Raw genomic sequence first — 24,580 nt, forward strand, 5'->3', positions numbered from 1 at the left:
GCGCGCCAGTTTGACGGCTTGGCACGCGCCCAGGCTGAACCGGGGCTGAAATTACCGGGATTAGACGCGTGGATCCTGACGAATGGGCGAGCGTGCTTATGCTTTTGCTTATTCTTTTAAGGTATTTATTCTGGATGATGAATATCTTTAAGCTATATCGCAACGGACTACCGACTTCACCGACCATAACCAGATACTGACCGCCACCGCCCGCCAGCCGGATCGATCGTACGAACTTCGCGTATTGCAGTTCTATTTTTGATTCAAAGGGGAGCGGTATGGGGAGCTACAGAAAACACGCGCTATACACGGCGATTTTGTCGGCCAATTTGCTGACCGTTGTGGGATTCAATCCAGTTCTGGCAGACGAAACTTCTGCGGTTGATGCACCTAAACTCGACACTGTGATCGTCACCGGCACCCGCGCCCAAGAGCGCACCGCCAGTGCATCGCTGTCGCCAATCGACGTAATCTCCGGTGAAAACCTGCGCAGTACCGGCTCCGATGAGCTGGGTGCCGTATTGGCGCGGCTGATACCGTCGATCAACTTCCCCCGGCCAAGCCTGGTGGACGGGGCCGAACTGGTGCGTCCGGCGCAGTTGCGCGGTTTGTCGCCGGACCAGGTGTTGGTACTGGTCAACGGCAAGCGTCGACATACCAGTGCCTTCGTCAACCTGGGCGGTGCGGTTGGGCGCGGTTCGGCCCCGGCAGACTTGAATGCTATCCCGCTGTCGGCGGTGGACCATATCGAGGTGCTGCGCGACGGCGCTTCTGCCCGTTACGGCTCCGATGCGATCGCCGGGGTGATCAACGTGATCCTCAAGCACGCCGACCATGGCGGCTCGGTGTCCAGCAAGTTTGGTGAGTACAAAAAGGGTGATGGCATCCAGCGTAATGTCAGTGGTAATACGGGCCTGGCATTGGGCGACAATGGCTTTATCAACCTGTCTGCCGAAGGCGCCGACAACGATTACACCAACCGCGCCGGCGACGATTACCGCCCAGGCAGTATTGGCTCCACCACCTACGGCCAGCGTGTGTTCCGCCAAGGTGAGCCGGCCACCAATGAAGGCAAGTTCCAGTTCAACTCGGAATATTCCTTCAGCGATGCAGCCGAGTTCTACACCTTCGGTGGCTATAGCAAGCGCCGCGGTGAAACAGCGGCGTTCTACCGGGCCAGCAACGCTTCCAATAACATTGCCGCACTCAACCCCAACGGCTACCTGCCACTGATCAAAGGCAACCTGGAAGACACCTCGCTGGTGGTGGGCCTGCGCGGCCTGCTGGCCTACGACTGGCATTACGACTTGTCGGCCAACTACGGCAAGAATCAGTACGAACTGGGCACCGAAACCATCAACACCTCCCTGGGCCTGGCAACGCCGCGCAAGTTCAACAACGGCACCCTGAGCAACGATCAAAAGCAAGTCAGCCTGGACCTGTCCCGTGAGTTCGATGTGGGCTTTCTGGCGTATCCGGTCTCCGTGGCGTTCGGCGGTGAATACCTGCATCAGGGCTATGAAATCGAGGCGGGCGAGCCAGCGTCCTATTACCAGACCGGCAGTTCCGGCCTGGGAGGCTTCCGTGATGCCGACGCCGGCACCAGCACACGCCATAACTGGGCACAGTACCTGGACCTGGAAACCAACTTCACCGAAAAACTCAGCGCCTCGGCCGCCGTGCGCCATGAGGATTACAGTGACTTTGGCTCCAACGTCAGCGGCTCGCTGTCGGCCCGCTACGACTTCACCCCCCAGGTGGCCTTGCGCGGCAGCATCTCCAACGGTTTCCGTGCGCCGTCCCTGGCCCAGCAGAATTTTGCCTACACCTCATCGCAGTTGATCGGCAGCACCATCCAGGAAGCCGGCACCTTCCCGGCCAACAGTCAGGTGGCACGCCTGCTCGGTGCCGAAGACCTCAAGGCGGAAAAGTCGCGCAACTACAGCCTCGGCCTGGTGCTGGAGCCGGCCGATGACCTGACCGTCACGCTCGATGTGTACCGCATCGACATCCGCGACCGCATCAGCCTGTCGTCTAACCTCAATCTCAACCCGGCCACGGTGGCTTACCTGCAAGCCAATGGCGTCGGCAATATCAACTACACCACGGCCCGTTACTTCACCAACGCCACGGACACCAGCACCGATGGCGTCGATCTGGTAGCCAACTATCGCTACCAGCTCGATAACGGCATTCGCTGGAACAGCACCCTGGGCTATAACTACAACCACACCAAGGTCACCGATGTGAAAGCCAACCCGGCGGTACTCGATAGCCTGGGGGCCAACCTGGTGCGAGTGGACCGTCGCGAACGTATCGGCTTGCTGGGCGACACCACACCCCAGCACAAACTGAGCCTGGGCAACGACTTCACCTTCGGTAATTGGGCGCTGCACACTAACCTGGTGCGCTATGGTGAGTTCACCAGTTATCAGGCGGACAAGGTCAACGACCAGACCTTCAAAGCCGCCTGGGTGCTGGACCTGTCAGCCGACTACAAGCTCAAGAACTGGACCTTCACCCTTGGTGGCGACAACGTTACCGACAAATACCCAGAGAAGGTTAATGCTTACGCCAGCAGCGGCGGCAATCTCGCCTACAGCACTTTTTCGCCGTACGGTTACAGCGGCGCGTTCTATTACGGTAAAGTCGCTTACAACTGGTAACACACAGGAGGCGCACCGCTTTTCGCCATGACCGCCATTGAAACCGATCTTCTGCAATTGGCTTACCCTCCGCGGCTCGATCTGGGGCCGCAACTCACTCACGAACAATTGATGAGCTCGATGCAAGCCACCATGGCTCGGCACAAGGGTGGGCCGGTGTGGCTGTTTGCGTATGGTTCGCTGATCTGGCGCCCTGAGTGCTCGTCGACCGAGCGGGTGCGGGCTCGGGTTCACGGTTATCACCGTGGCCTGTATTTGTGGTCACACGAGCATCGCGGTACGCCGGAGCTGCCGGGGTTGGTGTTTGGGCTGGATCGCGGTGGTTCCTGCAGCGGGTTTGCCTACCGCTTGCCGGAGGACCAGTTGGAGGCCTCGCTTTACGCCCTATGGCAGCGTGAGATGCCTTACCCCTCGTACCGGCCGCACTGGCTCAGTTGCCGATTGGAAGATGGCAGCACCGTGCAGGCGTTGGGGTTTGTTCTGGAGCGGCACTTGCCCAGCTATGCCGGCAACTTGCCCGATATTGTGCTTAATCATGTGCTGCAAAGCGCTTGCGGGCGTTACGGCACGACTCGCGATTATGTCGAGCAGACCGTGAACGCCCTGCGTAGCCACGCCATGCCAGATAAAAACCTGGAGGCGCGGCTCAAGCGTTGTGCCAAAGATTGCTCTGCCGATTAACGCGCCGAGCTGACGCTGTTGGTGTGCCACAGCGTGGGGATCAGGAACGCGATCGCCAGTACACAGGCACCAATCAGCAGCACGAAACCACCGTCCCAGCCGAAATGGTCAACCGTGTAGCCCATGGCCGCACTGGCTGCTACCGAACCGCCCAGGTAACCGAACAAGCCGGTGAAACCCGCGGCAGTGCCGGCGGCTTTCTTCGGTGCCAGCTCCAGCGCCTGCAGGCCGATCAGCATGACCGGGCCGTAGATCAGGAAGCCGATTGAGAACAGCGCAATCATGTCGATCATCGGGTTGCCCGGCGGGTTGAGCCAGTAAACCAGGGTCGCCACGGTGACCAGCGCCATGAACACGATACCGGTCAGGCCGCGATTGCCACGGAAGATTTTGTCCGACATCCAGCCGCACAACAACGTGCCTGGGATACCGGCCCACTCATAGAAGAAATACGCCCAGGACGACTTATCGACCGTGAAGTGCTTGGCTTCTTTCAAGTAGGTCGGCGCCCAGTCCAGTACGCCGTAGCGCAACAGGTAGACGAACACGTTGGCGAAGGCGATGTACCACAGCATTTTGTTGCGCAGCACGTACTTGACGAAGATTTCCTTGGCGCTGAATTCGTCTTCGTGGCTGGCGTCGTAGCCTTCCGGGTAATCGTTCTTGTACTTCTCGATAGGCGGCAAGCCCACCGATTGCGGGGTGTCGCGCATGGTGATGAAGGCAAACGCCGCGACCGCCAGGGCCACGGTGGCCGGCACGTAGAAGGCAGCATGCCAGTCGTTGAACCACGCCATGCCCAGCAGGAACAGCGGGCCGATCAAGCCACCGCCGACGTTATGCGCCACGTTCCACACGGACACCACGCCGCCGCGTTCTTTCTGCGACCACCAGTGCACCATTGTCCGCCCACTCGGCGGCCACCCCATGCCCTGGGCCCAGCCGTTGATGAACAGCAAAATGAACATCATGGTCACGCTGGACGTTGCCCAAGGTGCGAAACCGAAAATGAACATCACCCCCGCTGAAACCAGCAGGCCGAACGGCAGGAAGTAACGTGGGTTGGAGCGGTCGGACACCAGCCCCATGAGGAACTTGGATAAACCGTAGGCAATCGCAATCGCCGACATCGCCAGGCCCAGTTCACCACGGGTGTAACCCTCGTCGATCAAGTAGGGCATGGCCAGGGAGAAGTTTTTGCGCAGCAGGTAGTAGCCGGCGTAACCGAAGAAAATACCAGCGAAGATCTGCCAGCGCAGCCGTCGGTAGGTACTGTCTATTTTTTCTTCAGGCAGAGGCGCCTGGTGTGCGGCAGGTCGAAAGAAAGCAAACATTCAAGAGCTCCAAATTTCTTGTTTTGACTGCGGATGCGAATGTTACAGTTTCGTTACCGAAAATAGCATCGCCTCTTATCTGCAAACACAGGAAACGAGAGCAATTGCATGTTCTTTTACGAACATGTCGTAAATAGATAAGTTATGGTCGTAATCCGTTCTCTTGAACACCGAGGATCAAAATGTGGGAGGGGGCTTGCTCCCGATAGCGGTGGTTCAGTCACTCATGTACTCACTGACCGACTCCTATCGGGGGCAAGCCCCCTCCCACAAGGACCGCATTTCAGATCAATCAGCGTGTCTGGACGACGACCTTACCCACTGCCTTGCGCTGCCCCAGGTCATTAATCGCCTGGGCAGCCTGCTCCAGCGGATACACCTGCGACACCAACGGCTTCAACTTGCCCTCGGCATACCACGTGAACAACTGCTGAAAATTCGCCGCGTTATCCTGCGGCTGGCGCTGGGCAAACGAGCCCCAGAACACCCCAACTACCGCCGCGCCCTTGAGCAATGCCAGGTTCACCGGCAATTCGGGAATGCGCCCGCTGGCAAACCCCACTACCAGCAGGCGGCCGTTCCAGGCGATGGCGCGGACGGCCTGGTCAAACAGGTCGCCGCCCACCGGGTCGTAGATCACATCCGCGCCATTGCCGTCGGTGAGGCGTTTGATCTCGTCCTTGAGGCTGGTTTCGCTGTAGTTGATCAACTCATCAGCCCCGGCCGCCTTGGCCACCGCGAGTTTGTCGGCGCTGCTGGCGGCGGCGATCACGCGTGCGCCCATGGCCTTGCCGATTTCCACCGCGGCCAGGCCCACACCGCCGGAGGCGCCTAGCACCAGCAGGGTCTCACCGGGTTGCAGGTTGGCGCGCTGTTTAAGCGCGTGCATCGAGGTGCCGTAGGTCATGCTGAAGGCAGCGGCGATGTTGAAGTCCATGCTCGGCGGAATCGGCAGCACGTTATAGCCAGGCACCGCGACCTGCTCGGCAAAGCTGCCCCAACCGGTCAACGCCATTACGCGGTCACCGACCTTCAAGTGGCTGACTTTCTCACCCACCTCGCTGACCACGCCTGCCGCTTCGCCACCGGGTGAGAATGGAAAGGGCGGCTTGAACTGGTACTTGCCCTCGATGATCAGGGTATCCGGGAAGTTCACCCCGGCCGCGTGCACGTCCAGCAGGATTTCGTTCTTCTTGATCGCAGGGCTGGCGATCTCTTCCAGCACCAGGGTTTCGGCGGGGCCGAAGGCTTTGCACAGCACAGCTTTCATCGGACTATTCCTTTTGGCATCGTGGCCGATAAGTGTAGGAGGGTGCGCCCGTGGGTCAACGAGCATACCCGCGCCTGATAAGCCCCCATAAGCTTGTGCTCAGCCTTGCTAGCGTTATGCTACCGGGCAAACGAATTCGAGGAATGAACTGTGAAAGCGTGGATCCTGTTGATGCTGGCCCTGACATTGCCGATGGCCGTCCAGGCCGAAGAAGCCAAGGAAGGCGAGGCGCCGAAAGTCAGCTATATCAGCCTGACCCCGCCGTTTGTGGGTAACTACGGCCTGGATGGCACGGCCAAACTCAAGGTTTACAAGGCCGATATCGCCCTGCGCGTGACCGGCACCGAAGCAGCTGCGGCGGTCAAAGCCAACGATCCGTTGATCCGCAACCAACTGGTGGCGCTGTTTACCCAGCAGACCAGCGAGGCCATGAGTACGGTCGAAGGCAAGGAAAAGCTGCGTCAGGAAGCCCTGAAACAAACCCAGCAAGTGATGAACGATGAGACGGGTAAGCCGGTGGTAGAAGATTTGCTGTTCAACAACCTCATCATCCAGTGAGCGTATTCAGGAATGTGTTGGCATGTGACTAGCAGAAAATGTAGATATATATAAAAAACTAATGCAGGACGATTAAATATTAATTGTCTCTCCGGCAATAAGTTTGTAACTGCCACGTTGCATTCTTCAGATTTCCGGTCGCGGCATTAAATTATTAATATGGCGAGAAATATAATGAGCATGGATTCAGAGTTATTACGGTTAGCGAGAAGCGTCACCCAAAAGCGACCTAAGACTGTCATTGATCATATTATTAAGTATGGATTCATCACCACTGATGATCTGAAAGATACATACGGTTATATTCATCCTCCACGTGCCATACGTGATGTTCGAGAGCAAGGTATCCCTGTCGAGACTTATCGAGTGGCGGGCAAGGACGGTAGAAGTATAGCGGCCTATCGCTTTGGTGATCCTGAGAAAGTTGAAGGGCACAAGCTGGGAGGGCGGAAAACTTTTTCTAAGGCTTTCAAGGCCGATTTGGTAGATTATTATGGCGAGCGATGCATGATAAGTAGTGAGCGATACGATGAGCGTTACCTGCAAATTGATCACCGTATACCATATGAAGTTTCTGGTGATTTGATCGGTAGCGAAGGCGATGTATCAAAATTCATGCTGTTGTCAGGTACCGCTCAGCGAAAAAAATCTTGGTCGTGTGAACATTGTCAAAATCTAACTGACTTTAGAGACTACTCTGTTTGCGCTTCGTGTTATTGGGCAAGTCCTGAGAAATATACTCATGTGGCAATGAAGCAGGAGAGGCAGGTCACCTTAACATTTTCAGGTGACCATTTAGCGTTATTTGATAAGCTTCGAGCGGATGCAGATATTAATCTAAGTCCTATACAGGAATTGATATTTAAAAAGCTCAATAGTGCAGATTAGGAGAGTTCAAATAGATCCGACTGAATCTTCATCTTCCGTTGGTATTTTGTTATGGGATGGTTGTGTGATAGCTTTTTTTCGAGTGCTGGGGATAAATAAAGTGATTCGATAGTGACGTGATCCCGGCCCAAAAGAGTTGCTTGAGTAGAGCGCCCAGCATTGAGTTCAACTTTGGTCAGTGATAAATGAGGGGCCAACGCTCTTCCATAGTTCTTATCTCCACATGTTCCGTCGAAGCTGAGAATATAAGGAACGCCTCGATCATTGAGAGAGTCCAGCTCGGATTCAAGCTCATCTATATCAAGCAAGAAGGCATACCTAGGGTCTCTTTTTCCACTGGTTCCCTGCCAGGGTGGATCCATGTAAATCAGATCCTCGGTGCCAGCACTTTTTATCATGTCTCGAAAGTCACCTGACACGATAGAGGTTTTGCCTTTTAGTAGAGCTGAGGCCAGCTTAGCTTCTTTTAATATTTTTTGGGGCTTAAGCCCTAGGCGACGCTTGTCAGCACCCTGATTAAACTTACCGGAATTATTGAATCTAACTGAGTTTTTAACGCAGCGGGCAATCAGATATAATAATTCGCACGGGCTTTGAGTTGAATTGTAGCTCTCTCTAGTGGCTAGAAAGAATTCCGCTGGATCGTCAAGCTGTCCCTGCCATAAAGTATTGTACTTTTCGGATAGTTCGATGGGATTGTCAATGATTTCTTGCCACAGTTTTGCTAAGGGCTCTAGTTTATCTCCGATCAGAAATTTTTCCGCTCGCCCATTTGCGGCGGCTGCCAAAGTGATAGCCGCAGACCCTGCAAACGGTTCGTACAGGCAACGGACGGTATCAGGAAAAAAACTAAGAATAGCTGAGGCGAGTTTTCGCTTGCTACCTTGGTAGGGGATGACGTGGGGTGCAGTTATGTACGTCATAATCAGTCAGCCAAGGAGTAAAGAAGGGAGCCGCGAGCTTTTGAGGCATTAAATAATGTCTTCAGCCCGTTATTGCGCCGAAACCCTTCTCTTCGCAATAACATGGAATAAAGAGATTTTGTAGGGGTAGCACCTGTCAATAAGCCAGAATCCACAGATCTAATTGCATCAACGATTTCTCCTAGGGTCATTGGCGAGGAAGCATGCTTAAGAACTTCAGCCATCATGCTTTCGCACTTACTATGCATAAGTGTTTTCACCCGTTTTCGTCCTATCAGTTATAGACGGACAGACGTTAGCATGCCGCGGCATGCTCGGCAAGGTGTCTCTGGGGCCTTTCGTCAGATTTGAGCGGGTGTAACACTATGTGTGACTAAGGTGTTGCTTAAGCCAAATATTTATCCTGAAAACCATGCTAACGCATTGTGGGTGATGGTTAAGTGTAACGCGATAATTTCCGTTTGGATTTCAAGGCGTGTTGAGGTCTAGCGCTAAATTCCCCTTGTTGTGATGTGGTAGGTGATGAATTATTTTTTGCAAAGCCAATAGTTAAACGTGACTCTCCAGAAGTTTTTCGGGAGAACATAAGCTTAGTTTAACTCGCGCAAGGATTTATGCGGGTGGCTGGAAGGGTTAAGTGTTTGAGTGGTCATGAATTATAATGTTATTTATAAAATACTTGATGTTCCACTTCCCTGATATTATTAAGAATTGGCGGTATGAGTTTTGAGTCGCTGAAAGAATACGTAATTTTCTTTGTTTTTTTATGTATCCAGTAGCGAACGCCGGATCATCTAATGTAACCACTTGGGCCGTTGTGACTGATGCGGCGCCTTTAGAGAGCAGCCCCATTGGGGTAGAAAGCTGCACTGCACTTGAGCCAGGGGGGGGGCGAGAACGCAGAGAGCACTGCTGGCAGCTACAGCGCCGTTGAGAGCAAATGCGCGGCACTACGCCGAATTAATGCGGTGTTCTTGAGTTTTTGCGAGCTTGCTCGCCCCCAACAATCGACTCAAGGCAAGCACGGCAGCCCATTGTTCGGCGGTCACCGGCATCACCGAAAGCCGGCTGCCTTTCTACACCAGCGGCATTTCGGCAAGAGCGGTTTGCTGCTTTAGATAGCCCAGGCCCAGCACCTTGGGGAAGGTGTTGACGTGGCCCACGGTGATGGCACTCCACGGATTTTTCTCCGCACTGGCCTTGGCGTCGAAATAATGGCTGTCCGGTTCCAGCGCTGTAGGATCCGGGTAGGCAGCCTCGACGATTTTGCCGATGCCGGCAATGCCAGGCTCCGGGCAGCTGGAGTGATAGAAGAAAAACTCATCGCCCACCGTCATGGCGCGCAGAAAATATCGCCCTGCGCGTGACCGGCACCGAAGCAGCTGCGGCGGTCAAAGCCAATGATCCGTTGATCCGCAACCAGTTGGTGGCGCTGTTTACCCAGCAGACCAGCGAGGCCATGAGTACGGTCGAAGGCAAGGAAAAGCTGCGTCAGGAAGCCCTGAAACAAACCCAGCAAGTGATGAATGACGAGACCGGCAAGCCGATGGTGGAAGATTTGCTCTTCAACAATCTGATCATCCAGTAAAGCCGGCGCTTAGCGCTATTCGCGAGGTCCTGCCAGGCGCCTCAGGAAGCCAGGCTCTTGCGAAACCGCGCCAACGCCACCGCAAAAAATACCAAGCCAATTCCCGTCAGGGCCAGCAAGTCTGGCCACACCACGCTCAACCCCGCGTCCCTGAATAGAATCGCTGCACTCAAGCTTACAAAATGCGTCGATGGCGAGCCCTGCATCACCCACTGCAACCATTCGGGCATGCTATCCAGCGGTGTACTGCCGCCAGAGAGCAACAGCATGGGAATGATCACCGGGATCGCCAGCAGGCCGAACTGCGGCGTCGAGCGGGCGAGAGTGGCGAGGAAGATCCCCAACGCAGTACTCGCAAATAAATACAGGGCCGTCACCAGCAGGAACAGGCCCAATGACCCGGCCAGCGGCACGCCGAGCAAGCCTTTGACCACCAGTTCCAGGGACAGCCACGTACACAACACCACCACCAGCATGTTGCTCCAGATTTTTGCCAGCATGATCTCCAGCGCGGTCAGGGGCAGCACCAGCAGATGGTCGAGGGTGCCGTGCTCGCGTTCGCGCAGCAGGGCGGTGCCGGTCAGCACGATGGCGAGGATGGTGATGTTGTTGACGATCTGGATCACCGCCAGGAACCAGCCACCTTCCAGGTTGGTATTGAACAACGCCCGGGTGGTCAGCAGGGCCGGAGCTTTGCCGGCAGCGTCGGCCTGGCCGCTGTAAGTCAGCAGTTCGCGTTGGAAAATCCGCCCGATGTAACCCGCGCCCATGAATGCCTGGCTCATCGCCGTAGCATCAACGTTCACCTGCACCCCTGGCTGGCGCCCCGCCAACAGGTCGGCCTGGAAATTCGCCGGTACATTGACGACGAAGGTGTATTGGCCGCTGTCCATGACCCTGTCCAGCTGGTCGTAGGCCAGTGGCGCCGGCGCCTGGAATTCCGGTGGTTGCAGGGCCTCGGCCATTTGCCGCGAGAGCGCGCTGTGATCTTCATCGACAAAGGCCACGCTGGCGTTGTGCACGCCAATCACTGAACCGGCAGCGGGCATGTAGATCGCCACGGTGAAGGCGTAGGCCAGAAACAGCAGCAACACGCTGTCGTGGCGCAGGCTGGTGAGTTCCTTGAGCCCCAGGCGCAGGATATGGGCGAGCTTGTGCATCAGGCCTCCTGCTTCTTGAGCATCACCAGGCTCAGCCCGGTAAAACCGACGAAAAATCCGAACAAGGCCAGGCATTGTGGCCACAACTGGCGCAGGTCCAGGGCCTTGGTGAAGGTGCCCACCGCAATATCCAGAAAGTGCCCGGCCGGAAACAGCATGCCCATCAGCGCCGCCGCACCTTCCAGGGACGAACGCGGCACGATCAGCCCGGAAAACTGGATGGTCGGCAGGCTGGTGATGATCATGGTGCCGAGGATCGCCGCGATCTGGGTGCGGGTGAACGCCGAGATCAGCAGACCCATGCTCGTGGTCGCCAGCACGTACAACAGGCCACCGAAAGCCAGGGTCAGGCCGCTGCCTTTGAACGGTACACCGAACAACCAGCGGTTCATCGCCACTAGCAGTGCCAGGTTGACCAGGCTGACGACCAGATAGGGCGCCTGTTTACCCAACAGGAACTCCAGGCGCGTCAGTGGTGTGGCATAGAAGTTGGTGATCGACCCCAGCTCCTTCTCGCGCACAATGCCGAGGGCGGTGAGCATGGCCGGAATGAACGCCAGGATCAGCGCCATCACGCCAGGGCCAATGGCATTCACGCTGACCACGTCCTGGTTGTAGCGAAAGCGTGTTTCAAGCTTGACGGCGGCCCGGTTGTTCAAGGGTAAGCTACTGAGTTCAGCCAGTTGCGCAAGGTTGCCCTGGTGCACGGCCTCCACGTAGTTGCGGCTGGTTTCAGCGCGAAACGGCATGCCGCCGTCGAGCCAGGCCGCGACGGTGGGCTGGCGGCCGGCGTAGAGGTCACGGCCAAAGCCGGGTGGGATCTCCAGGGCCAGCTTGATTTCCGAACGTTGCAGGCGCCGGTGCAATTCGTTGGCGTCGCGAATGGGTGCTTGCTCGGCGAAATAGCGCGAACTGCGAAATGCCTCTAGATAGGCGCGGCTTTGCGGGGTCTGGTCCTGGTCGTAGACGGCGAAGGCGAGGTTTTCCACGTCCAGGGAAATCCCGTAGCCGAAGATCACCATCATGAACATCGCCCCGAGCAGGGCGAAGGCCATGCGTACCTTGTCGCGCAGCAGCTCCTTGCCTTCGCGGCTGGCCACGGCTAACCACCGCGCCAGGCTGAAGCCGTGTTTGCTCGCGGGCGGCGCGTGGGCATCGTTGACCGTTGCACGGGGCGCGCTGGATTCGGGTTCGCCCTGGGCCTGCTCCAGGCAGGTGACGAAAGCCGCCTCCAGGGTATCGCCGTGGAACTGCTGTTGCAGCGCCTCGGGCGTGTCGCAGGCCAACACCTTGCCGGCATGCATCAAGGAGATGCGGTCGCAGCGCTGGGCTTCGTTCATAAAGTGGGTGGACAGGAAGATGGTCACGCCTTGTTGCCGCGACAACTCGATCAGCAACCGCCAGAAATCATCCCGCGCCGCCGGGTCGACACCCGAGGTGGGCTCATCGAGGATCAGCACTTCCGGGCGATGCAGCACCGCAACCGCCAAGGACAAACGCTGGCGCAGGCCAAGGGGTAACTCGCCGGAGGGCTGTTCGGCCACTTCACCCAGGTCGAAACGTTGGATCAGTTCATCAATGCGCGGACCGCTGTCGGCCTTGGGCAAGTCGAACAGTTGCGCATGCAGCGCCAGGTTCTGGCGCACGCTCAGTTCGCCATACAGCGAGAAGCTCTGCGACATGAAACCTACGCGCTTGCGGGTCGCCAGGTCCTTGGCGTCCACCGGCTTGCCCAGCAGGATTGCACTGCCCTCGGTGGCCGGCATCAGCCCGGTCAGCACTTTCATGGTGGTGGTCTTGCCGCAACCGTTGGAACCGAGGAAGCCGAAGATCTCGCCGCGGCCAATGGCAAAGCTGACCTTGTTCACCGCGGTGAAATCGCCAAAGCGCAGGGTCAGGTCGTGGGCTTGAATGGCGATATCGGCGTTGCCGCCTGTGCGCGGTGGAATTACCAGCGGCTGGCTGTCGTGAGCACTGTCGCCCTGGAAGTGCGTGAAGGCCTCATCCAGCTTGCCGCGGGGCGTTATCGCCGCCAGTTCGCGGCTCAGTCCATCGGCGATCAACCTGCCACGGTCGAGCATCAGGCAATGCTCGAATTGCTCGGCCTCTTCCATGTAGGCGGTGGCCACCAGCAGTGTCAGTTGCGGGCGCTCACTGCGTACGCTATCTACCAGCTCCCAGAAACGCCGGCGGGACAGCGGGTCGACGCCGGTGGTGGGCTCGTCGAGGATCAACAGGTCCGGATCATGGATCAGCGCGCAGCACAGGCCGAGCTTCTGTTTCATACCGCCGGAGAGCTTGCCTGCCGGGCGCTCGGCAAAGCGTGCGAGGTCGGTGGCGAGCAGCAGGTTGTGCATGCGCTGGTCGCAATCGGTTTTCGACAGGCCGAACAAGGTGGCGAAGAAACGGATGTTCTCGCTGATGGACAGCTCGGGGTACAGATTGCCGCCCAGGCCCTGGGGCATAAAGGCAATGCGCGCGTACAGGCTATTGCGGTGGCGACGGTCTTGGATAGAACCGCCGAGCACCTGCAACTGGCCCACCTGCAGCTTCTTAACCCCGGCGATCAGACCCAGCAGGCTCGACTTGCCGGCGCCGTCCGGACCTATCAACCCGCAGCGGGTACCGGCTGGCAAGCTGAAGGCAATGTCGAGCAGTGCCTGTTGCTTGCCGTAGCGGTGGTTGATCCCCGTGGCGTGCAGCGCCAGGCCGCTCATTGCAGGTTGGCCGGCCAGTCGACATCGGCCGTGCGTACATAGCCCGCGCCGGGCATGCCCGGTTTGGCTTGTGGCACGGCGCTGGGCTGAGTCAGGCGCAATTTGACGCGGAACACCAGTTTTTGCCGCTCATCGCGGGTTTCGACTTCCTTGGGAGTGAACTGGGATTTGGCCGCGACAAAACTGATTTTGGCCGGCAGCGCTTGCTGGGGCAGGGCGTCGAGCAGGATGCGCGCTTCACTGCCGACGGTCAGGCGGCCGGTGACGGATGCGGGCAGGTAGAGATTCATGTACTGGTCATTGGGGTCAATCAGCAGCAACACGCGACCACCCGCGCCGAGCACTTCGCCCGGCTCGGCCAAGCGCAATTGGATGATGCCGTCGATGGGCGCACGCAGGCTGCTGTCGTCGATTTCGCTGGTGAGTTGGGCCACCTGGGCCTGGGCTGCGCCGATGGCGGCCTTCACCGCGTTGACCTGGGCTTGGGCGGCGATCACTGCCGCGTTACCGGTGTTCTGGCGCGCCTGCTGCTGGTCGATCAATTGGCTGCTGGCGAAGCCGCGCCGGTACAGCTCTTGGGTGCGCTTGAGTTCCTGGCTGGCCAGCAGTTGCTCGCTTTGGCGCAACTGCACGTTGGCTTCAGCAGAGGCGAAGTTTTCCCTGGCGCGTAACACCTCTGCTTCGGCCTGGGCGCGCTGGGCTTGCAGGGTGCGGGTGTCCATGCGTGCCAGCAACTGGCCCTTGAGCACTTTGTCGCCTTCATCCACGTGCACTTCGGCCAGGCGCCCGGGGATCTTGGCGGCGATTTGCACTTCGGTGGACTCCAGGCGCCCATTGCCCATGCTCAAGCCCTCGGGCAGGCGGTCCTGGGTCGAACGCCAGTAGCCAAAGGCCCCCGCCCCCAGCAAGAGGACGATCAGGGCGATGGCGAACAGACGGGACGTATGGTGGTTCGTAGACATGGCTGCATCCTGCGGCGTTAGCGTCCAGTGTGATGGGTTTGGCCCGTGAGGGTCTTGATATCGGTCAGTTAAAGCAGCTGAAGGATGGCCGTCCATTGTTCAGGCGTGACCGCCATGACCGAAAGCCGGCTACCTTTCTGCACCAGCGGCATTTCGGCAAGAGCGGTTTGCTGCTTTAGATAGCCCAGGCCCAGCACCTTGGGGAAGGTGTTGACGTGGCCCACGGTGATGGCACTCCACGGATTTTTCTCCGCACTGGCCTTGGCGTCGAAATAATGGCTGTCCGGTTCCAGCGCTGTAGGATCCGGGTAGGCGGCCTCGACGATTTTGCCGATGCCGGCAATCCCTGGCTCCGGACAGCTGGAGTGATAGAAGAAAAACTCATCGCCCACCGCCATGGCGCGCAGAAAGTTGCGCGCCTGATAGTTGCGAACCCCATCCCAGCGCGCTTCGCCGAGCTTTTCCAGGTCCTCGATGGACAATTCGTCAGGCTCGGATTTCATCAGCCAGTAGGCCATTTTTGGGCTCCTGAAAAAGGCATTGGGCAAGTTGTCGGGCAATTGCATGACAAACCGACAGTCGGTTGGCGTCAAGGTTTGCGTGTTGGTTCACGTTACCTCAGAATGCGCGCTTTTAGGCTTGGCGCAGCTGCAACGGACTACTTTGGAACGTTGTTGTCATCGTGTACGAGGTGCCTGAAGGGGGGCAATCGATGCAACGTAAACCGGATTTACTATGGATTTTGGTTATTTTGTTTGGTCTGGGCGTTGTGACCACCGGGTATGCCCAGAGCTTGTGGTCGAACAAGGCCGACGCACCGGTTGAACTCTCGCCAGTGCAGCAACAATTCAAGCGTTAATAAGGCTTCAAGGCGTCGCTGGTTCCAGCGACGTTTGTGCAACATACCAGTGCTTATCGGTGACAGTGCCCACCAGCGGCACGTCCCAACTTGCCTGCGCCAAGCGGTCTACCTGCTGACATTCATGGGCCAACCCCAGCAAGGTCGGCTTGCGCCAGCTTTTGCGCCTGGCCAGGTAGGCCAGGCTGCGGTCGTAGAATCCGCCACCCATGCCCAGGCGTCCGCCTTCGCTATCGAACCCCACTAACGGCAACAGCACCAGGTCGAGCGCCCAGACTTTGCGCTGCTGGTGGACATTGACCCGCGGCTCAAGAATGCCAAAGCGGTTGGGCGACAACTTATCCCCAGGCCGCACGCGCTGGAACACCATCTTGGTGCGCGGCCAGGCACTCAGTACCGGCAGATAGGTGGCCTTGCCACGGCGCTGCGCCGCGCGCAGCAGCAGGCGCGGATCGATTTCGCCGTCCGTCGGCAGGTATAAGGAAATATGTTTGGCCCGGCGAAACAGCGGGTGCTGCGCCAGTTGCCGGTACAGGCCAAGGGCGGCCTGGCGCTGCTCGCTCGGCGTGAGGGCACGGCGGGCCTTGCGCAACATGCGTCGAAGTTGCGGACGGGACAGCGGCGCAGGTTCGGTCATGGCTTATCGGCTCATAAAACAATGCCAGTCCTGGGACTGGCATTGAGTTTGGGAATTCAGGCTCCCCGACAGAGCCGCTGTCGACTTAGCCCTTGAACCCGAAAGTTCAAGGTGGAAGAAGCAGTAGGCTTTAAGGCTTTCCGTCTAGCGGACATGCACACCAGCCCAACGTGCAACTTCCAGGGTAGTGCGAATCGGCTCAGGGACATCGCCGACTGGCAAACACGCCAGGGAGTGGGGCGAGTATACCTTAAACAGACTCGGCAATCAGCCCTTGGGTGCGTCGGAATCGGTGGAAAGCACCAGATCCACGCGCTCGAGCAGGTCACGCACTTGCTCGCGGGTCGAGCCGCTGGCCTGCACGTCAGGGCGTTCCTGCTTGTGCAGCAGATCGTGGGTGATATTCAGCGCGGCCATCACGGCGATGCGGTCGGCGCCGATCACTTTGCCGCTGCTGCGGATTTCACGCATCTTGCCGTCCAGGTAACGCGCAGCGCTCACCAGATTGCTGCGTTCTTCCTGGGGGCAGATGATCGAATATTCTTTGTCGAGGATCTGCACGGTAACGCTATTGCTTGAACTCATGAGTCTTGCTCCAGGGCCTTCAGGCGCGAAATCATCGATTCGACCTTACGCCGGGCGATTTCGTTTTTTTCAATGAGGTGAGCGCGTTCCTCGCGCCAGGTCTTTTCCTGAGCTAATAGGAGTCCGTTTTGACTCTTTAGTTGCTCGACCCGATCAATTAGCAGTTCGAGTCTGGCCATCAGCGCTTGCAGGTCGGTGTCTTCCATTGGGTTCCACTGGATTTGTCTGATGAATGGCAACTGCAGGATAAACGATCTGACGCCCTCGATAGTCTTGGTGCGTCTGCCGGTGCTAGGATACAGCGCTCCATTCTAGACATTGCGCCGTCTGGCGCCTAGCTCACCATGCCCATTCAGAATTCCCCGTACGACGCTTTTTCCAAACTGCTGAGCACCAGCGGTCACCCATGCTCGCCTGCCGAACTGCACGGCGTGCTGTTGGGCCGCAGCTGCACCGGCGTGGGCTTTGATGCCGACAACTGGCTGGCCGACGTGGCCGAGCTGCTGGAAACCGAACCGACCGAAAACGTGCGTAACGCGCTGATCGGCCTGCAAGAGATGGTCAAGGGCGAGCTGACCGGTGACGACGTCACCGTGGTTCTGCTGCTGCCGACCGACGACGCCCCACTCACCGAGCGTGCTGCTGCCCTGGGCCAGTGGTGCCAGGGTTTCCTCCACGGTTTCGGCGTGAACGCCGGTGGCCTGGAGCTGAGCACCGACGCCAAGGAAGTGCTGCAGGACCTGGCAGCCATCTCCCAGGTGCAAGATGCCCTGGAAGAGTCCGAAGACGGCGAAGGCGACTACATGGAAGTGATGGAATACCTGCGCGTCGCGCCGTTGCTGCTGTTCACCGAGACCAAAAAGTCTGCTGAACCTGCTGCACCCAAGCCTTCGCTGCATTAAGAAAGGAACCCCATCTGCCCATGATTCATATCCCCAAAGCGGAATACACCCGTCGCCGCAAGGCGCTCATGGCGCAGATGGAACCCAACAGCATCGCGATCCTGCCGGCAGCCGCCGTGGCCATCCGCAACCGCGATGTCGAGCACGTGTACCGCCAGGACAGCGACTTCCAGTACCTGAGCGGTTTCCCCGAGCCCGAAGCGGTGATCGTGCTGATGCCCGGTCGCCAGCATGGCGAATACGTGTTGTTCTGCCGTGAGCGCAACGCTGAGCGCGAGCTGTGGGACGGCCTGCGCGCCGGCACTGAAGGCGCGATCCGCGACTTTGGCGCCGACGACGCATTCCCTATCACTGATATCGACGACATCCTGCCCGGCCTGATCGAAGGCCGCGACCGGGTATATTCGGCCATGGGCAGCAATGCCGAATTCGACCGGCATGTGATGGAGTGGATCAACGTGATCCGCTCCAAGGCGCACCTGGGCGCCCAGCCACCGAACGAATTCGTTGCCCTGGATCATCTGCTGCACGACATGCGCCTGTATAAATCGGCGGCAGAGGTGAGGGTGATGCGCGAAGCAGCGCGCATTTCCTGCGCGGCCCATGTGCGGGCGATGCAGGCCAGCCGTGCGGGTTTGCATGAGTTCAGCCTGGAGGCCGAGCTGGATTACGAGTTCCGTAAGGGCGGTGCGAAAATGCCAGCCTACGGTTCCATCGTCGCCGCCGGACGCAACAGCTGCATCCTGCATTACCAGCAGAATGACGCGCTGCTCAAGGATGGCGACCTGGTGCTGATCGACGCCGGTTGTGAGATCGACTGCTACGCCAGCGACATCACCCGCACCTGGCCGGTCAACGGCAAGTTTTCGCCTGAGCAAAAGGCGATCTACGAGATTGTGCTGGCCTCCCAGGAAGCCGCCTTCAAGCAGATCGCACCGAACAAGCATTGGAACCAGGCCCATGAGGCTACCGTGCAGGTCATCACCGCCGGCTTGGTGAAGTTGGGGTTGCTGCAAGGTGACGTTGACGAACTGATCGCCAGCGAAGCCTACCGCGCTTTCTACATGCACCGCGCCGGCCACTGGCTGGGCATGGATGTGCATGATGTGGGCGAGTACAAGGTCGGCGGTGAATGGCGAGTGCTGGAAGTCGGCATGGCCTTGACCGTGGAACCGGGCATCTATATTTCCCCGGACAACCAGAACGTGGCAAAGAAATGGCGTGGCATTGGCGTACGCATCGAGGATGACGTGATAGTGACCAAGCAAGGCTGTGAAATCCTGACCGGCGCGGTGCCCAAGACCGTTGCCGAGATCGAAGCACTGATGGCGGCTGCCCGATGAGCCGGGTCAACCTGGCGATTATTGGTGGTGGCCTGGTGGGTGCCAGCCTGGCCCTGGCGTTGCAGGCTGGGGCCAAGGCACGTGGCTGGAAGATCGTGCTGATCGAACCCTTTGCCCCGGGCGACAGCTACCAGCCCAGTTATGATGCGCGTTCTTCGGCGCTGTCCTTTGGTGCCCGCCAGATTTATCAGCGTCTGGGCCTGTGGCAGGACATTGCCCGCCGCGCCGAACCGATCAAGCAGATCCACGTATCGGACCGCGGGCGTTTCTCTACCGCGCGCTTGTCCGCCATGGAAGAGGGCGTACCGGCCCTGGGCTATGTGGTGGAAAACGCCTGGCTGGGCCAATGCCTGTGGCAAGGCCTGGATAAAGACGTCGTCAGCTGGCGCTGCCCCGCGGAAGTCACGCGCATGGAGCCGCTGCCTGATGGCTATCGCCTGACCCTCAACGATGAAACCGTGCTGGAATGCGACCTCGCGGTGTTGGCCGACGGCGGCCGCTCCGGCCTGCGCGAGCAACTGGGCATTGGCGTGAAGACCCGGCCCTACAACCAGAGCGCACTGATCGCCAATATCACCCCGAGCGAAGCCCACTATGGCGAAGCGTTCGAGCGCTTTACCGATGAGGGGCCGATGGCCTTGCTGCCGCTGCCGGACAACCGCTGTGCGCTGGTCTGGACCCGCATCGGCATGGACGCCCAGCGCCTGGCCGACCTTGACGAGCGCAGCTTCCTGAGCGAGTTGCAGGGCGTATTCGGTTATCGCCTGGGCACCCTCAAGCAAGTGGGCGCCCGTCATCTGTACCCGCTGACCCTGGTGGAAGCTGAAGAGCAAGTGCGCTCGCATCTTGCGGTCCTCGGCAATGCCGCCCACAGCCTGCACCCGATTGCCGGGCAGGGGTTCAACCTGTCCCTGCGCGATGCCAATGCCTTGGCCGAAGCCTTGTTGGCCGGCCCGGCAGTGCCAGGTGACCTGGCGACGTTGCAAGGCTATCGGGATCGCCAGCGCCTGGACCAACAACTGACCGTAGGCTTTTCCGATCAGGTCACACGCTTGTTTGGCAGCGGCCAGCCGCTAATGGCGCTGGGCCGTAACCTGGGCTTGCTCGGCCTGGATCTGTTGCCGCCGGCCAAGCGCTGGTTCGCCCGCCAGGCCATGGGGCTGGGGGTGCGCTCCGATGTTTGAGCCGGCCCATCACTTTATTGGCGGCCTGTGCCGCACACGAGACAAGGCTTAAAGCATGGACATGCGCGCAGATGTGCTGATTGTCGGGGCCGGAATGGTCGGAAGCGCCCTGGCGCTGGCGTTGCAGGGCAGCGGCTTGCAGGTGCTGCTGCTCGACGGCAGCCCGCTAAGCGTCAAACCGTTTGAACCGCAGGCGGCGTTTGAGCCGCGGGTGAGCGCGTTGTCCGCTGCCAGCCAACGCATCCTCGAACGCCTGGGCGTGTGGGACGGCATCGTCGAGCGTCGCGCCAGCCCTTACGGCGAGATGCAGGTGTGGGACGGCAGCGGCACCGGACAGATCCACTTCTCGGCGGCCAGCGTGCATGCCGAGGTGCTCGGGCATATCGTCGAAAACCGCGTAGTGCAGGATGCTTTGCTGGAGCGCTTGCACGACTGCGACCTCGGCCTGCTGGCCAATGCGCGCCTGGAACAGATGCGCCGCTCCGGCGATGACTGGCTGCTGACCCTGGCTGATGGGCGCAAATTGCGTGCGCCGCTGGTGGTGGCCGCCGATGGCGCCAATTCCGCAGTACGCCGCCTGACCGGCACCCCGACCCGCGAGTGGGATTACCTGCATAACGCGATCGTCACCAGCGTGCGCAGCAGCCAGCCGCACCAGCGCACGGCCTGGCAACGCTTTACCGATACCGGCCCGCTGGCGTTCCTGCCGCTGGTACGGGATGGGCAGGAAGATTGGTGTTCGATTGTCTGGTCGACCACGCCGGCTGAATCCGAGCGCCTGATGGCCCTGGATGATGAACGCTTCTGCCGGGAGCTGGAGCGCGCCTTCGAAGGGCGCCTGGGCACTGTGATCAGCGCCGACCCGCGAGTTTGCGTGCCGTTACGCCAGCGCCATGCCAAACGCTACGTGGCCGAAGGCCTGGCACTGATCGGTGATGCTGCCCACGTTATTCACCCGTTGGCGGGGCAGGGCGTGAACCTGGGCTTTCTTGATGCGGCGGTATTGGCCGAGGTGTTGTTGGCGGCCACCGAGCGCGGCGAGCGCCTGGCAGATGTTAAGGTCCTGAGTCGTTACGAGCGGCGGCGCATGCCTCACAACCTGGCGTTGATGGCGGCAATGGAAGGCTTTGAGCGCTTGTTCCAGGCGGATCAACTGCCGCTGCGCTGGCTGCGTAATGCCGGCCTGAAAATCGTCGACCAGATGCCTGAAGCCAAGGCAGTGTTTGTGCGCCAGGCGCTAGGTTTGACTGGCGATCTACCAGAACTCGCTAAACCCTGATTGAAACACAGTCCCCTGTGGGAGGGGGCTTGCCCCCGATGAGGCCCTCAACCCTCGCGCATATTCGGGCTGTGCAACATCTGGTAACGCCTCCACCGAGCGTTACCAAATGTGAGTCCTTATCATTTGCCCTCAATTTGCAAATGAGAGACCGCACCCATGTTGGCACCCAAGCGCCTCCTGACTGCCCTGGCACTCACCCTGATCGGCAGCACCACCGTGCAGGCAGCCGACGAAGTCGTGGTCTACTCCTCGCGCATCGATGAGCTGATCAAGCCGGTATTCGATGCCTACACCAAGAAGACCGGGGTGCAGGTCAAGTTCATCACCGACAAGGAAGCGCCGCTGATGCAGCGCATCAAGGCCGAGGGCGAGAACGCCACCGCCGATCTGCTGCTCACCGTCGACGCCGGCAACCTCTGGCAGGCCGAGCAAATGGGCATCCTGCAACCGTTCACTTCCGCTGTGATCGACAAGAGTATCCCGTTGCAATATCGCTCATCGGCCCACGCCTGGACCGGCTTGAGCCTGCGTGCGCGCACTATCGCCTATTCCACCGAGCGGGTGAAACCGGGCGAACTGACCACCTACGAAGCCCTGGCAGACAAGCAATGGGAAGGCCGCCTGTGCCTGCGTACCGCGAAAAAAGTCTACAACCAGTCACTGACCGCCACGTTGATCGAAACCCATGGCGCGGCCAAGACCGAAGAGATCGTCAAGGGCTGGGTCAACAACCTGTCCACCGACGTGTTCTCCGATGACATCGCCGTGCTGGAAGCCATCAATGCCGGACAGTGCGACGTGGGTATCGTCAATACCTACTACTACGGCCGCCTGCACAAGCAGAAGCCGGATCTGGCGGTGAAACTGTTCTGGCCGAACCAGGGCGACCGTGGCGTGCATGTGAACCTGTCGGGCATCGGCCTGACCAGGCACGCGCCGCACCCGCAAGCGGCCAAGGCACTGGTGGAGTGGATGACCACGCCTGAGGCGCAGAAAATCTTTGCCGACGTGAACCAGGAATTTCCGGCCAACCCGGCGGTACCGCCATCGGCGGAAGTGGCGAGCTGGGGCAAGTTCGTGGCCGATACCTTGCCGGTAGAAGTGGCGGGCAAGCGCCAGGCTGAAGCCATTCGCCTGATGGATCGCGCTGGCTGGAACTGAATGTGTAAATTGCCACAGATCTAAATGTGGGAGGGGGCTTGCCCCCGATAGCGGGGTATCAGTCTAATCATCATTGACTGGCACTCCGCTATCGGGAGCAAGCCCCCTCCCACATTGTTTTGTGTTTGTCTTCGAATAGTCTGTTCTATAGAGAGCTTTTCCTTGGCCCACCCCGCCCAACGCCGCTGGTACCTGCCGGTCTTCACCGTCGCCGCCCTGGTGCTGCTGCCGCTGAGCGTGCTGCTGCTGTCCTGGCAAAGCATCGACCACCAGATCTGGTCCCACCTCTGGGACACCCAGATGCCGCGCTTGCTGGGCAACACCCTGACCCTGGTACTCGGCGTCGGTATTGGTGTGACGCTGCTGGGCGTCAGCCTGGCCTGGTTGACCAGCCTCTGCGAATTCCCCGGGCGACGTTGGCTCGATTGGGCGCTGATGCTGCCCTTTGCGATCCCGGCTTATGTGCTGGCCTTCGTGTTCGTCGGTCTGCTGGACTTTGCAGGGCCCGTGCAAACCCTGCTGCGCGAATGGTTCGGCAATGGGCTGCGCTTGCCGCGAGTGCGCTCCACCAGCGGCGTGATCATCGTGTTGGTGCTGGTGTTCTATCCCTACGTTTACCTGCTGGCACGTTCTGCGTTTCTGGCCCAGGGCAAGGGTTTGATGGAAGCGGCGCGGGTATTGGGGCAATCGCCATGGCAAGCATTCTGGCGCGTGGCGTTGCCGATGGCGCGACCAGCGATTGGTGCCGGTGTGGCCCTGGCGTTGATGGAGACCCTGGCAGATTTCGGCGCCGTCTCGGTGTTCAATTTCGATACCTTCACCACGGCTATCTACAAAACCTGGTATGGCTTTTTCAGCCTTTCCAGCGCCGCGCAACTGGCCAGCCTGTTGCTGCTGGTTGTGATGTTGGTGCTGTATGGCGAGCGGCGCGCGCGTGGAGCCAGCCGACCGAGCAATGAGCGGCCACGCGGCAAGGCGTTGTACCACCTGCACGGGTTCAAGGCCGTGGCGGCCAGCGCCTGGTGCGGCCTGGTATTTGCCTGTGCGTTTGTGATCCCGATGCTGCAACTGGTGGCCTGGTTCTGGCAGCGCGGGCGCTTCGACCTGGATGAGCGCTATACGGGCCTGATCGTCCACACCCTCTACCTGGGTGGTATTGCCGCGCTGATTACGGTCAGCGTGGCGATGATCCTGGCCTTTGCCAACCGCCTGGCGCCGACCCGGGCGATTCGCTCCGGTATCAGCCTGGCCAATGTCGGTTATGCCTTGCCGGGCTCGGTGCTGGCGGTGTCGATCATGCTGGCGTTCAGCTACCTGGACCGCGAACTGGTGGTGCCACTGTCCGGCTGGCTGGGCGGCGCGGGCAGGCCCTTGCTGTTGGGCAGCCTGTCGGCATTGGTGCTGGCTTACCTGGTACGGTTCCTGGCAGTGGCCTACGGGCCTTTGGAAAACAGCCTGGCGCGCATTCGTCCGTCATTGCCCGAAGCTGCACGCAGCCTTGGGGTGAGCGGTCCACGACTGTTTTGCAAAGTGTATCTGCCGTTGTTGTTGCCCGGCACCTTGAGCGCGGCGCTGCTGGTGTTCGTGGATGTACTCAAGGAAATGCCCGCGACATTGCTGATGCGCCCGTTTGGCTGGGACACGCTGGCGGTACGGATCTTCGAGATGACCAGTGAAGGTGAATGGGCGCGGGCTTCTTTGCCGGCGTTGACCCTGGTGCTGGTCGGGTTGTTGCCGGTCATCGGGCTGATCCGTCGCTCTGCTCGGCAAATCGGTTAGGTGCCAGTCCTACGGCATGAGGCTACAATGCGCGGCATTCGGTGCGCTCCGTCTTTCGGATCGACCTGCTGTATGTGGCTGCGGGCCTTGTAAATCAAGGT

General features: G+C 59.3%; 21 protein-coding genes, 1 other RNA gene and 2 pseudogenes. 12 read left to right on the forward strand and 12 right to left on the reverse strand.

All coding sequences use genetic code 11. The features are described 5' to 3' along the window. Nucleotides 1-278: 278 nt before the first annotated feature. Together TK42_RS10780 and TK42_RS10785 are read left to right on the forward strand one after the other, a co-directional pair. Complete coding sequence (locus TK42_RS10780) at nucleotides 279-2,666, forward strand: TonB-dependent siderophore receptor (protein WP_103734183.1); 2,388 nt, start codon at nucleotides 279-281, stop codon at nucleotides 2,664-2,666. 27 nt (nucleotides 2,667-2,693) lie between these two features. Further along, nucleotides 2,694-3,347, forward strand: coding sequence for a gamma-glutamylcyclotransferase (locus TK42_RS10785; RefSeq protein WP_032878816.1), 654 nt, complete (start codon nucleotides 2,694-2,696; stop codon nucleotides 3,345-3,347). Here the strand turns inward: TK42_RS10785 and glpT are convergent. Together glpT and TK42_RS10795 are read right to left on the reverse strand one after the other, a co-directional pair. After that, on the reverse strand, nucleotides 3,344-4,681 hold the full coding sequence (glpT, locus tag TK42_RS10790; protein WP_032878817.1) for a glycerol-3-phosphate transporter: 1,338 nt from the start codon (nucleotides 4,679-4,681) through the stop codon (nucleotides 3,344-3,346). The two genes, TK42_RS10785 and glpT, sit on opposite strands and share 4 nt — an antisense overlap. Nucleotides 4,682-4,973: 292 nt before the next feature. Further along, entirely contained in the window at nucleotides 4,974-5,951 is a 978-nt protein-coding gene (locus tag TK42_RS10795; RefSeq protein ID WP_032878818.1) for an NADPH:quinone oxidoreductase family protein, read from the reverse strand. A 150-nt stretch (nucleotides 5,952-6,101) separates the two neighbouring features. On the opposite strand from TK42_RS10795, the gene TK42_RS10800 reads away from it, so the two are divergent. Together TK42_RS10800 and TK42_RS10805 are read left to right on the forward strand one after the other, a co-directional pair. Further along, a complete protein-coding gene (locus TK42_RS10800; protein WP_046070020.1) occupies nucleotides 6,102-6,509 on the forward strand; it encodes a flagellar basal body-associated protein FliL in 408 nt (135 codons plus the stop codon). Nucleotides 6,510-6,683: 174 nt separating this feature from the next. Then, complete coding sequence (locus TK42_RS10805) at nucleotides 6,684-7,397, forward strand: HNH endonuclease (protein WP_103734184.1); 714 nt, start codon at nucleotides 6,684-6,686, stop codon at nucleotides 7,395-7,397. On the opposite strand, the gene TK42_RS10810 is transcribed toward TK42_RS10805, so the two are convergent. Together TK42_RS10810 and TK42_RS10815 are read right to left on the reverse strand one after the other, a co-directional pair. After that, nucleotides 7,394-8,320 carry a DNA adenine methylase gene (locus TK42_RS10810; protein WP_103734185.1) on the reverse strand — a complete coding sequence of 309 codons (927 nt, stop codon included), beginning with the start codon at nucleotides 8,318-8,320 and terminating at the stop codon, nucleotides 7,394-7,396. The two genes, TK42_RS10805 and TK42_RS10810, sit on opposite strands and share 4 nt — an antisense overlap. Nucleotides 8,321-9,270: 950 nt before the next feature. Next, nucleotides 9,271-9,675, reverse strand: a pseudogene (locus tag TK42_RS10815) (EVE domain-containing protein); the annotation flags it as partial. Between TK42_RS10815 and TK42_RS10820 the strand changes: the two are divergent. Further along, a pseudogene (locus tag TK42_RS10820) lies at nucleotides 9,669-9,908 on the forward strand (flagellar basal body-associated FliL family protein); the annotation flags it as partial. The pseudogenes TK42_RS10815 and TK42_RS10820 overlap by 7 nt on opposite strands. 41 nt (nucleotides 9,909-9,949) lie before the next feature. On the opposite strand, the gene TK42_RS10825 reads toward TK42_RS10820, so the two are convergent. The 4 genes from TK42_RS10825 to TK42_RS10840 form a co-directional block, all read right to left on the reverse strand. Beyond that, nucleotides 9,950-11,068, reverse strand: coding sequence for an ABC transporter permease (locus TK42_RS10825; RefSeq protein ID WP_103734187.1), 1,119 nt, complete (start codon nucleotides 11,066-11,068; stop codon nucleotides 9,950-9,952). Then, entirely contained in the window at nucleotides 11,068-13,785 is a 2,718-nt protein-coding gene (rbbA, locus tag TK42_RS10830) for a ribosome-associated ATPase/putative transporter RbbA (protein WP_103734188.1), read from the reverse strand. The genes TK42_RS10825 and rbbA overlap by 1 nt, the downstream gene beginning before the upstream one ends. After that, complete coding sequence (locus tag TK42_RS10835; protein WP_032878823.1) at nucleotides 13,782-14,747, reverse strand: HlyD family secretion protein; 966 nt, start codon at nucleotides 14,745-14,747, stop codon at nucleotides 13,782-13,784. Before TK42_RS10835 ends, rbbA begins: the two co-directional genes overlap by 4 nt. A 68-nt stretch (nucleotides 14,748-14,815) precedes the next feature. Next, nucleotides 14,816-15,265 carry an EVE domain-containing protein gene (locus TK42_RS10840; RefSeq protein ID WP_032878824.1) on the reverse strand — a complete coding sequence of 150 codons (450 nt, stop codon included), beginning with the start codon at nucleotides 15,263-15,265 and terminating at the stop codon, nucleotides 14,816-14,818. A 194-nt stretch (nucleotides 15,266-15,459) separates the two neighbouring features. On the opposite strand from TK42_RS10840, the gene TK42_RS26960 reads away from it, so the two are divergent. Beyond that, the gene (locus tag TK42_RS26960) at nucleotides 15,460-15,606 is read left to right on the forward strand and encodes a hypothetical protein (RefSeq protein ID WP_005792392.1); all 147 of its coding nucleotides are present in this window, start codon (nucleotides 15,460-15,462) and stop codon (nucleotides 15,604-15,606) included. A gap of 7 nt (nucleotides 15,607-15,613) precedes the next feature. Here the strand turns inward: TK42_RS26960 and TK42_RS10845 are convergent, their stop codons facing one another. The 4 genes from TK42_RS10845 to TK42_RS10860 form a co-directional block, all read right to left on the reverse strand. Next, a complete protein-coding gene (locus tag TK42_RS10845) occupies nucleotides 15,614-16,243 on the reverse strand; it encodes a 5-formyltetrahydrofolate cyclo-ligase (protein ID WP_103734189.1) in 630 nt (209 codons plus the stop codon). Nucleotides 16,244-16,301: 58 nt separating this feature from the next. Further along, a non-coding RNA gene (gene ssrS, locus TK42_RS10850) (6S RNA) lies at nucleotides 16,302-16,480 on the reverse strand. A 30-nt stretch (nucleotides 16,481-16,510) separates the two neighbouring features. Further along, nucleotides 16,511-16,828, reverse strand: a complete 318-nt coding sequence (locus TK42_RS10855) for a cell division protein ZapA (protein ID WP_005792389.1) — start codon at nucleotides 16,826-16,828, stop codon at nucleotides 16,511-16,513. Continuing rightward, on the reverse strand, nucleotides 16,825-17,034 hold the full coding sequence (locus TK42_RS10860; protein ID WP_003177365.1) for a TIGR02449 family protein: 210 nt from the start codon (nucleotides 17,032-17,034) through the stop codon (nucleotides 16,825-16,827). Before TK42_RS10860 ends, TK42_RS10855 begins: the two co-directional genes overlap by 4 nt. 138 nt (nucleotides 17,035-17,172) lie before the next feature. On the opposite strand from TK42_RS10860, the gene TK42_RS10865 reads away from it, so the two are divergent. The 6 genes from TK42_RS10865 (at nucleotide 17,173) to TK42_RS10890 (ending at nucleotide 24,479) form a co-directional block, all read left to right on the forward strand. Next, nucleotides 17,173-17,730, forward strand: a complete 558-nt coding sequence (locus TK42_RS10865) for a YecA family protein (protein WP_017739071.1) — start codon at nucleotides 17,173-17,175, stop codon at nucleotides 17,728-17,730. 20 nt (nucleotides 17,731-17,750) lie between these two features. Beyond that, on the forward strand, nucleotides 17,751-19,073 hold the full coding sequence (gene pepP, locus TK42_RS10870) for a Xaa-Pro aminopeptidase (protein ID WP_032878828.1): 1,323 nt from the start codon (nucleotides 17,751-17,753) through the stop codon (nucleotides 19,071-19,073). After that, on the forward strand, nucleotides 19,070-20,257 hold the full coding sequence (gene ubiH, locus TK42_RS10875) for a 2-octaprenyl-6-methoxyphenyl hydroxylase (RefSeq protein ID WP_103734190.1): 1,188 nt from the start codon (nucleotides 19,070-19,072) through the stop codon (nucleotides 20,255-20,257). Before pepP ends, ubiH begins: the two co-directional genes overlap by 4 nt. Before the next feature lie 61 nt (nucleotides 20,258-20,318). Further along, nucleotides 20,319-21,536: a 2-octaprenyl-3-methyl-6-methoxy-1,4-benzoquinol hydroxylase gene (locus TK42_RS10880; RefSeq protein ID WP_177464456.1), complete on the forward strand. Its 1,218-nt coding sequence runs from the start codon at nucleotides 20,319-20,321 to the stop codon at nucleotides 21,534-21,536. A gap of 159 nt (nucleotides 21,537-21,695) precedes the next feature. Then, entirely contained in the window at nucleotides 21,696-22,700 is a 1,005-nt protein-coding gene (locus TK42_RS10885) for an extracellular solute-binding protein (protein WP_103734192.1), read from the forward strand. 162 nt (nucleotides 22,701-22,862) lie between these two features. Then, nucleotides 22,863-24,479 carry an iron ABC transporter permease gene (locus TK42_RS10890; RefSeq protein WP_078822594.1) on the forward strand — a complete coding sequence of 539 codons (1,617 nt, stop codon included), beginning with the start codon at nucleotides 22,863-22,865 and terminating at the stop codon, nucleotides 24,477-24,479. Nucleotides 24,480-24,580: the final 101 nt, after the last annotated feature.

The sequence above is a fragment of the Pseudomonas sp. GZJR-8 genome (assembly GCF_002916705.1).
In the GTDB taxonomy this organism is placed as follows: domain Bacteria; phylum Pseudomonadota; class Gammaproteobacteria; order Pseudomonadales; family Pseudomonadaceae; genus Aquipseudomonas; species Aquipseudomonas synxantha_A.